The sequence below is a fragment of the Facklamia sp. P12932 genome (assembly GCF_050409545.1).
Lineage (GTDB): Bacteria > Bacillota > Bacilli > Lactobacillales > Aerococcaceae > Facklamia.
This window is the reverse complement of the sequence record NZ_JBNUPG010000031.1, coordinates 1-8260: the sequence shown is the minus strand read 5'-3', so window position 1 is coordinate 8260 and position 8260 is coordinate 1. Positions and strand designations below refer to the sequence as shown.

Annotated in this window: 7 protein-coding genes; 6 read left to right on the top strand and 1 reads right to left on the bottom strand. The window is 35.6% G+C overall.

Going from position 1 to position 8260, the window contains the following annotated elements:
- The first annotated feature begins 59 nt into the window (after positions 1-59).
- On the top strand, positions 60-1832 hold the full coding sequence (locus ACQV2P_RS08225; RefSeq protein ID WP_428894876.1) for a Spy0128 family protein: 1773 nt from the start codon (positions 60-62) through the stop codon (positions 1830-1832).
- A 293-nt stretch (positions 1833-2125) separates the two neighbouring features.
- Here the strand turns inward: ACQV2P_RS08225 and ACQV2P_RS08220 are convergent, their stop codons facing one another.
- Positions 2126-2788, bottom strand: coding sequence for a DsbA family protein (locus ACQV2P_RS08220; protein WP_428874466.1), 663 nt, complete (start codon positions 2786-2788; stop codon positions 2126-2128).
- 256 nt (positions 2789-3044) lie between these two features.
- Between ACQV2P_RS08220 and ACQV2P_RS08215 the strand changes: the two genes are divergently transcribed.
- From ACQV2P_RS08215 to ACQV2P_RS08195, 5 genes are all read left to right on the top strand, one after another.
- On the top strand, positions 3045-3689 hold the full coding sequence (locus ACQV2P_RS08215) for a GTP pyrophosphokinase (RefSeq protein ID WP_428874465.1): 645 nt from the start codon (positions 3045-3047) through the stop codon (positions 3687-3689).
- Positions 3690-3710: 21 nt separating this feature from the next.
- Positions 3711-4526 carry an NAD kinase gene (locus tag ACQV2P_RS08210; RefSeq protein WP_428874464.1) on the top strand — a complete coding sequence of 272 codons (816 nt, stop codon included), beginning with the start codon at positions 3711-3713 and terminating at the stop codon, positions 4524-4526.
- Positions 4527-4554: 28 nt separating this feature from the next.
- Positions 4555-5448: an RluA family pseudouridine synthase gene (locus tag ACQV2P_RS08205; protein WP_428894875.1), complete on the top strand. Its 894-nt coding sequence runs from the start codon at positions 4555-4557 to the stop codon at positions 5446-5448.
- 13 nt (positions 5449-5461) lie between these two features.
- Positions 5462-6829, top strand: a complete 1368-nt coding sequence (mgtE, locus tag ACQV2P_RS08200) for a magnesium transporter (RefSeq protein ID WP_428874462.1) — start codon at positions 5462-5464, stop codon at positions 6827-6829.
- A gap of 200 nt (positions 6830-7029) precedes the next feature.
- Positions 7030-8100, top strand: coding sequence for a M42 family metallopeptidase (locus ACQV2P_RS08195; RefSeq protein ID WP_428874461.1), 1071 nt, complete (start codon positions 7030-7032; stop codon positions 8098-8100).
- The last annotated feature ends 160 nt before the right edge of the window (positions 8101-8260 follow it).

Genomic DNA, 8260 nt, shown 5'->3' with positions numbered 1-8260 from the left:
TCAGAAGCTCCCTATTTTTATTTGTTTTATGTCACATATGTATTATCGTCTAACAATCAATTTATTTTACAATTAACTATTCGGTTGACAATCCACAGTCTTACGAATTACAATTACTTAATTCAAATGGAGAAGTTGCCGAGATACCTAATGTATCAACCAATGGTAATGTAATAACAATCATCAATGAACCCAAAGAGGTTAAGACTCCGTTAAAAGCAAAGAAGATTTTAAGAGGTCTAAATTTAGCTGACGGACAGTTTCATTTTGAATTACTAAATGAGGATGGAGAGATTATTTCTCGAGCTAAGAACGATGTTAATGGTAATATAGTGTTTGAAGCGCTTACTTTTGACACAGTAGGTGATTACCAATATATGATACGTGAAAAAATAGATCAACAGGCAGGGGTAACTTATGATACAAATCAATATAATGTATTAATATCAGTCACCTACGATGAACAAGGGCACTTAGCAACTAATATCCAATACGAAGAGGATGATCTACCTACCTTTAAAAACTCGTATACGCCTAAAGTTGGAAAACTATCATTATTGGCTGAAAAAAAATTAGAGGGTCTTTCTCTAGAAAAAGACCAGTTTAATTTCCAAGTATTTAATGAAAATGAAGAAGTTGTTGCAACAGGTACGAATGATAGCAATGGAAAAGTTGTTTTCAGTGAATTAACCTTTGATAAAATTGGAGTATATAGGTATAAAATTGGTGAAAAGAAAGATAACCAGCTAGGTATTGCGTATGATCAAACAACCTATGATGTGATCGTTAAGGTAACCGATGACGAGAAGGGTCAATTACAATTGGTTGTAGAATATCCTAACAATAAGGTTCCTGTCTTTACCAATGTATATACTACTCAACCAGGAAAAGCTTCATTAATTGCTAAAAAAGAATTAACAGGTCTTGATTTAATAGCTGGTCAATTCAATTTTGAAGTCCTAAATTCTGATGGTGAAATTATTTCGACAGCATCGAATGATATAGATGGGAAAGTAGCATTTACTGATATATCTTACGAAAATGTTGGAGAATATAATTACACTATTCGTGAAACCCAGGATGATCAAGCAGGTATCACTTATGATGATTCAACATATGATGTTACAATTATAGTAACTGATAATGGAGCAGGACAACTTGTTCATGAAGTGGTTTATCCTGATCAAGCTATCCCTGTCTTTAAAAATAGTTACACAGCAGCAAAGGGTGTACTTTCATTAGTCGCAGAGAAAAAATTAGAAGGATTAGACTTAGTAGCGGGTCAATTTAACTTTGAAGTTGTGGATACCAACAATGCAGTCGTAGCAACAGGTACGAATGATAGCAATGGGAAAGTAGTCTTTAGTGAATTATCATTTGATACGGTAGGCGAGTATGCGTATACCTTACGTGAAGTGTCAGACAATCAAGCAGGAATTACCTACGATGATTCAGTGCATGAAGTAGTAGTTACCGTAACCGATGATGGGACAGGTTTCTTAAGGTTAAGTGTCACCTATCAAAATGATGCAATAGCTGTTTTCAAAAATATTTATACTGAAATTTCAGAAAAGCCTAAAGATCCTGAAAAACCTCAGGAACCAGAAAATCCTAAAGACCCTGAAAAACCTCAGGAACCAGAAAATCCTAAAGACCCAGAAAAACCAGAAAAACCGAAAAACCCGGATAACCCTAAAAATCAAGAAAACACTAAGGATACTTTACCTATAACCGGTGAAGAAACTACTTATTCATTATTAGCTCTGACAGTTTTGATTATTGGTTTGATGATTTATCTTTTGGGTAAAAAAGGTTTAAGTAAGAAATTTTAGGAATAGATACCCTTAAGACATTTGTAGATTATAATTTACCGAACAAATGAACGTTATGGAATCACTTTTAAGGTAAGTAAAACAGACGAATCGCTTGATTCGTCTGTTTTATTCTTATAAAAGGGTGAATTTTTATGAAAAATAGCCTCCCAAAAGGTCTACTCTGTGAGACTTGAGAGGAAAATTTTAGGAGGGAAATAATTGTTGATAGTTAAGTATTATAATAAAAGTCATTCAAAAAACTATTGAAAGAAATAAGCGGTCAATCTCTGAAACGAAAGCCTCTCGACCTCTTATTTCAATAAATTAAAATGGGTAGAACATTTAACAGAGTGATCTAAATGTTGTGAATGTAATAAATCTAGATGATCAATAACGGATTCATAAGTAACATTATCCTCGAGCAAAATCCCTTCATCTTCACGGGTAGAATCAAATATCACAAGACTAGGGGTTGAATGAACACCCATGGCTTTAGCAATTTTAAGGTCATTAAAATATAATTCTCGTGTGAAATCGGAATAGAAATCCTCATAGAACAAATCTGAATCTAAACCATTGCTTGCAGCAAGGTCCATAATTAAGTTTTCGTTCAAAAGAGATAGATCGTGATAAATTTTTTGTTGTAAATCTTTTAAAAAGCATCTGCCTTTACGTTTGCCTTGAAAGTGTGCAGCTTTTACGGCTAAAGCAGCTTTATAAAGTTTACAGTAGAGGTCATTACGGACTGCTAAACTAGGTTGAATAATGCCTAAACGCTGCATAAAGTCATTTAAAATCTCTTCATTATGTATACAAAGAATATTAATGTCAATCTTTGAAGAAATTAATTTACTAGCCTTATTAATCTCTTGCTCGGAATAGTAGCATTTTCGCCCTAAAGGATTGACAAACAAATAAAAGTCAAAATACTTTGCCTGACCATTAAAGTGATAATCAATCATATAATTTTCCACACTATTCCTCCTTCGTATTACTTTTTCTTAGTATAAGCTTATCATAAACATAGTGTAATCTATAATAATACGCCTAGAGTGAAAAACCTCACAAATAAATAGTATGCCGTAAAATGATAGATATTTCAACTAATGAACAGTTATATACGAAAACCCTTTGACTTATGGTAAAATATTTTCTGGATGATATTAATCAATTAGACTGATATGGGTTGAATATTTTGAAAACTTGTAGAGGGCTAGAAAGGGGGAAATCATGGAAAATAAATATGTATATGAAGAACCTTTTGTCGACAATTGGGCATTGTTCTTAGCCCCTTATGGTCAGGCTGTTGAAGAATTGAAGCTAAAATTAAAAAGTATTCGCCAAGAATATATTGATTTGGATAGACACGCACCGATCGAATTCGTTACCGGACGAGTAAAATCACCTGAAAGTATTATGGAAAAAATGGCTGTTAGACAAATCAAAGCCAAAGATTTCCTTTGTGGTGTTCAGGACATAGCTGGGGTTCGAGTGATGTGCCAGTTTGTTGAGGATATCTATGAAGTAGCAGATTTACTATTAAGACGGTCTGATTTTAAAGTCATTATGATTAGGGACTATATTAAAAATCATAAGCCGAGTGGGTATCGTTCTTATCATATGATCTTAGAGTATCCGGTGGAAAGAATTGAAGGAAACATTTCGGTTATTGTGGAAGTACAAATTAGAACTTTAGCGATGAATTTTTGGGCAACCATCGAACATTCGTTAAATTATAAGTATGATGGCAAGTATCCTGTTGAAATATTAGAAAGACTTCAACGAGCTTCTGAGGCTGCCTTTCTACTTGATGAAGAAATGAGTCAGATTCGTGAAGAGATTCATGAAGCAACCAAACTGTTTGACTCGCGTTAAGAGCAAGAGTAAGGAGAAACTATGAAAAAGATTGGATTAGTATATAATAAAAAAGCTTTATCAGTTGCCTATGCTCAACGACTTAAAACTAAACTCCATCACTATCAATTAAAAGAGCTCTCTAACGGGGAAACTCCTGACTATGTAATATCAATTGGTGGAGATGGCACACTTTTATCAGCCTTTCACCAGTACCAGGCATTTATCAATCATACTCAATTTATAGGGATTCATACGGGACATTTAGGGTTTTATACGGACTGGTTAGGCGAACAGATGGATCAAGTTTTACAGAGTATTGTTGAAAATGACGCTGAATCCATTTCATATCCCTTACTATCGGTAGCTATTACTCTCGGTAATGGAAAAAAGAGACATGTTCTAGCCCTCAATGAATGCAGTATTCGTTCGCATCGTAAAACAATGGTGTGTGATGTGGAAATAAAAGACCAATTCTTTGAAACATTTCGTGGGGATGGATTGTGTATTGCGACACCAACCGGGTCTACGGGGTTAAACAAATCTTTAGGAGGAGCGGTAATGCATCCACGAATTGAAGCAATACAGATGACAGAGATGGCTTCGGTTAATAATCGTGTTTATCGATCCTTGGCCTCGCCTATTATTTTACCGGCTGATGAATGGCTCACTTTAAAACCAGATCCATCCAATGAATGGATGGATATCACGACTGACCATCTATTTTGGGCGGACCAGACAATTGATACGGTGCGCTTGCAATTGGCTAAGGAGAGAATTCATTTCGCTAGCTTTAAGCATATGCATTATTGGAATCGTGTAGAATCCTCTTTTATCGCTAATCAAGTGAGAAAATAAGTTTAATCAATAAAAGGTGAGGTTTATAATGGAGTTGAAGTGGTTTTATGATCAATCGGAAGAAATAACGATTAAAGAATTTTTAAGACAACAACAGTTACCAAAGGCCTTTTTAAGAAAGGTTAAGCTTGAAGGTCAACTGTTATTGAACCATTTAAAAGTACCTGTTCGTTTTAAAATCCGTAAAGGAGACTGTCTTCATTTATTAGCTCCCATCGAGCGAGGGCATGAAACAGTTCCACCTTCAGATGACCCAATTGAAATCGTCTATGAAGATGATGATCTACTTATTTTAAATAAACAAGTGGGAGTAGTTTCAATTCCTTCTTTAGCAAATCCTTCGAGTTCAATTGCTAATCGAGTGAGAGGTTACTACCAAAAGCAAGGCTACTCGGATCAAGTAATCCATATAGTAACTAGGTTAGATCGTGATACATCAGGCTTAATGTTAATTGCTAAGCATCGATTAGCTCATGCATTGATGGATCGTCAAGTAAGAGCAGGTCAAGTGGTTAAATATTACCATGCTCTAAGCAGTCGCAGTCAATGGTCAGACCATGGTATAATTGAAGCACCTATTGCACGTACGGAGTCTTCAATTATAACCCGGCGTGTTCATGAAAGTGGAAAATATGCCAAGACCGAATATTGGTGTCAGCAAACTTATCCTAATGGAGCGCACTTAAGAATAAGGCTTCATACAGGACGAACACATCAAATTCGGGTACACTTAATGCATATGGGAGGTCCTTTAATTGGCGATGATTTATATGGAGGTCCTTTGACCAAAACGATCAGACGTCAAGCGCTTCACTGTGGCCAATTGGAGTTTAACCACCCCATGACTCAACAGCCCTTACATTTTGAGATGAATCTACCAGAAGATATGCAAGATTGGATTCAAGCCCAGCAAGTTAACTAAGAGAGGAATAGCAATGGAAGTATTTGAAAGAAGTTTTGAAGAAAGCGTCGCTAGTTTCAAAGCTATGCTGCAAAACAACCGTATGACACGCTTTCGTACTGAGTTTTTAGCGTTACATAATTATGATCAAGCCAAAATTTTTACTGAGTTTGTCAGTTCTGAGCGAAAAACAGTCTATCAATATCTTGCTCCCAGTGAACTCGCTGATGTCTTTGATGCCTTTGAATCAGATATTCTTCACTTGAGTGAAGAGTATTTCCTAGAGATGGAAAATGCCTATGCAGCTATTGTTTTAGGTGAAATGTACGCGGATAATGCGGTGGATATTTTAAATAATATTGATAATAAAGAAAAAGTAAATACGTACATGCATTTAATGCCTAATAGGTCTGCCCGTGAAATATCTCGTTTGATAAACTATATTGACGAAACAGCAGGATCCATCATGACGACTGAGTTTGTAACTGTCAAGGAAGAATATACAGTTAAACAAGCCTATGAACACTTAAAAACGGCAGCCGCTCAAGCAGAAACTATCTATTATGTGTATGTGATTGATGAAGATAGACGACTAAAGGGTGTTTTATCTTTAAGAGATCTCATTGTTCATGATGATCAAACCTTAATCTCAGAAATCCTTAATCCTCGTTTAATAACAGTTGAAGTAAATGATGATCAAGTAGAGGTAGCAAAAATGGTACAAGATTACGACTTATTGGCCCTACCAGTTGTAGGCTTTGATCGTGAATTACTTGGTATTATAACAGTAGATGATGTTTTAGACGTTATTCAAGAAGAAGCAGACAGTGACTACTCAGGTTTGGCTGCGGTTGATGTTAATGAAATTCATACTACTCCATTTAAGGCTTCTAAAAGTCGCTTGCCTTGGTTAGTTACACTGCTATTTATGGGGATGGGGACAGCCACTCTAATTTCTCAGTTTGAAGGTTTGATATCCTCAGTGCCTGTTTTATCTAGCTTTGTTACATTAATAACCGGTACAGCAGGTAACGCTGGAACTCAATCTTTAGCGGTTGCTGTTCGCAAGCTTACTAATAAATCAGAAGATGATAAATTTTTTGATTCTTTTAGTTTTGAATTACTAACAGGAGTAGTCACAGGATTGGTAGTTGGGTTAACCATAGCCCTAGTGGCAGGCTTTTGGAAAGGAAACCTCTTTTTGGGTATGATCATAGGGATTGCTATGGCTTGTGCAATCGTGGTGGCTAATATTGCCGGTGCTTTGATTCCTAAACTCATGATGAAGATAGGCTTTGACCCCGCTGTGGCTAGTGGTCCATTTATCTCAACTTTAAGTGACTTAACTTCAGTCTTCATTTATTTTACAATTGCCCGAGTTTTTTTAACCTATTTACCTTAATGATAAGAAAAGCCTCTAGCTATAGACACCCACTTGTTTTAGAATTTCAATTTTCAAACTCTGGTCCAAGTATAAAAATCTAAAGGATTGTTATTTTTTCATAATTTGCTTTTGAATTTAAGGCTAATTGTTGTATAGTAGAATCAAGTGATTACAATGATTTATCTTTTAAGATGGATCAATATAAAGGAGAGAACAGAATGGTAGAATTGAACTATCAATTATCAGAATCAGATCGTGCACGTTTAGAACGTGTGAAAGAATTAACCGAGATTCCTTCACCAACTGGTTATACTGGTGAAATTGTGTCGCATTTAATGAAAAAATTTGACCAGGATAAAGTGGAGTATACTAAGACACCAAAAGGAGGTTTACTAGTAACTTTAGAAGGAAAAAATAAAGAACGTCAGCGTTTTATTACAGCTCACGTGGATACTTTAGGAGCGATGGTTCGTGCGGTAAAAGCTGATGGTCGTTTGAAATTAGATCTAATCGGTGGGTTTGTTTACAATTCGCTAGAAGGAGTATATTGCAAAATCCATTCTGCAAAAACAGGTAGAACTTTTGATGGAACGATTTTAATGCATCAGACTTCTGTTCACGTTTACCGTAACGCAGGGTCATTAGAACGTAATCAAGACAATATGGAAGTTCGTTTAGACCACCCTGTTTTTAACCCAGAAGATGTAGCAGAATTAGGTATCGAAGTAGGAGATTTTATTTCTTTCCATCCACGTGCAGAAATTACTGACTCCGGTTATTTAAAATCACGCCACTTAGATGATAAAGTGAGTGTTTCCCTTTTATTAGAAGCTATTGAAGCAATTAAAGCTGGAGAACTTAAATTAGCACATACTACTCATTTCTATATTTCTAATAACGAAGAAATTGGCTACGGTGGAAACTCTAACATTGCTCCAGAAGTTGAAGAATATATTGCTGTCGATATGGGAGCATTAGGAGATGATCAAACTTCAGATGAGTATACAGTGTCTATCTGTGCTAAAGATGCTTCTGGCCCTTATCATGTTGGCTTACGTAATCAATTAGTTGGATTATGTGATGAAAATAAGATTCCTTATAAAGTAGATATCTATCCATACTATGGTTCAGATGCTTCTGCAGCTATGCGTGCCGGAGCAGATGTACGTCACGGATTGTTTGGTGCTGGAATTGATGCTAGTCATGCCTTTGAAAGAACACACATCACCTCAGTAATTGCCACATATGACTTAATTCATAAATACTTAGAAGCAGAGATGGTAGATTAATCGTTTTTAGGTAATAGACCTAGTCATTTCTTATAGATGAGAAATGACAGGTCTTTTTTTGTTGACGAATTGTCCAATCAAATGTAACACCGATAGTAAGAAACTAAAAAGTTCTTCTTTAGGTGGTTTATATTTTATACCTTTCCTTGGTCTATTTTTC

What these genes read in the sequence shown, in the direction of transcription:
- ACQV2P_RS08205 (WP_428894875.1), top strand. Translation starts at nt 4,555, where the DNA reads ATGGAGTTGAAGTGGTTTTATGATCAATCGGAAGAAATAACGATTAAA.
- mgtE (WP_428874462.1), top strand. Translation starts at nt 5,462, where the DNA reads ATGGAAGTATTTGAAAGAAGTTTTGAAGAAAGCGTCGCTAGTTTCAAA.
- ACQV2P_RS08215 (WP_428874465.1), top strand. Translation starts at nt 3,045, where the DNA reads ATGGAAAATAAATATGTATATGAAGAACCTTTTGTCGACAATTGGGCA.
- ACQV2P_RS08195 (WP_428874461.1), top strand. Translation starts at nt 7,030, where the DNA reads ATGGTAGAATTGAACTATCAATTATCAGAATCAGATCGTGCACGTTTA.
- ACQV2P_RS08210 (WP_428874464.1), top strand. Translation starts at nt 3,711, where the DNA reads ATGAAAAAGATTGGATTAGTATATAATAAAAAAGCTTTATCAGTTGCC.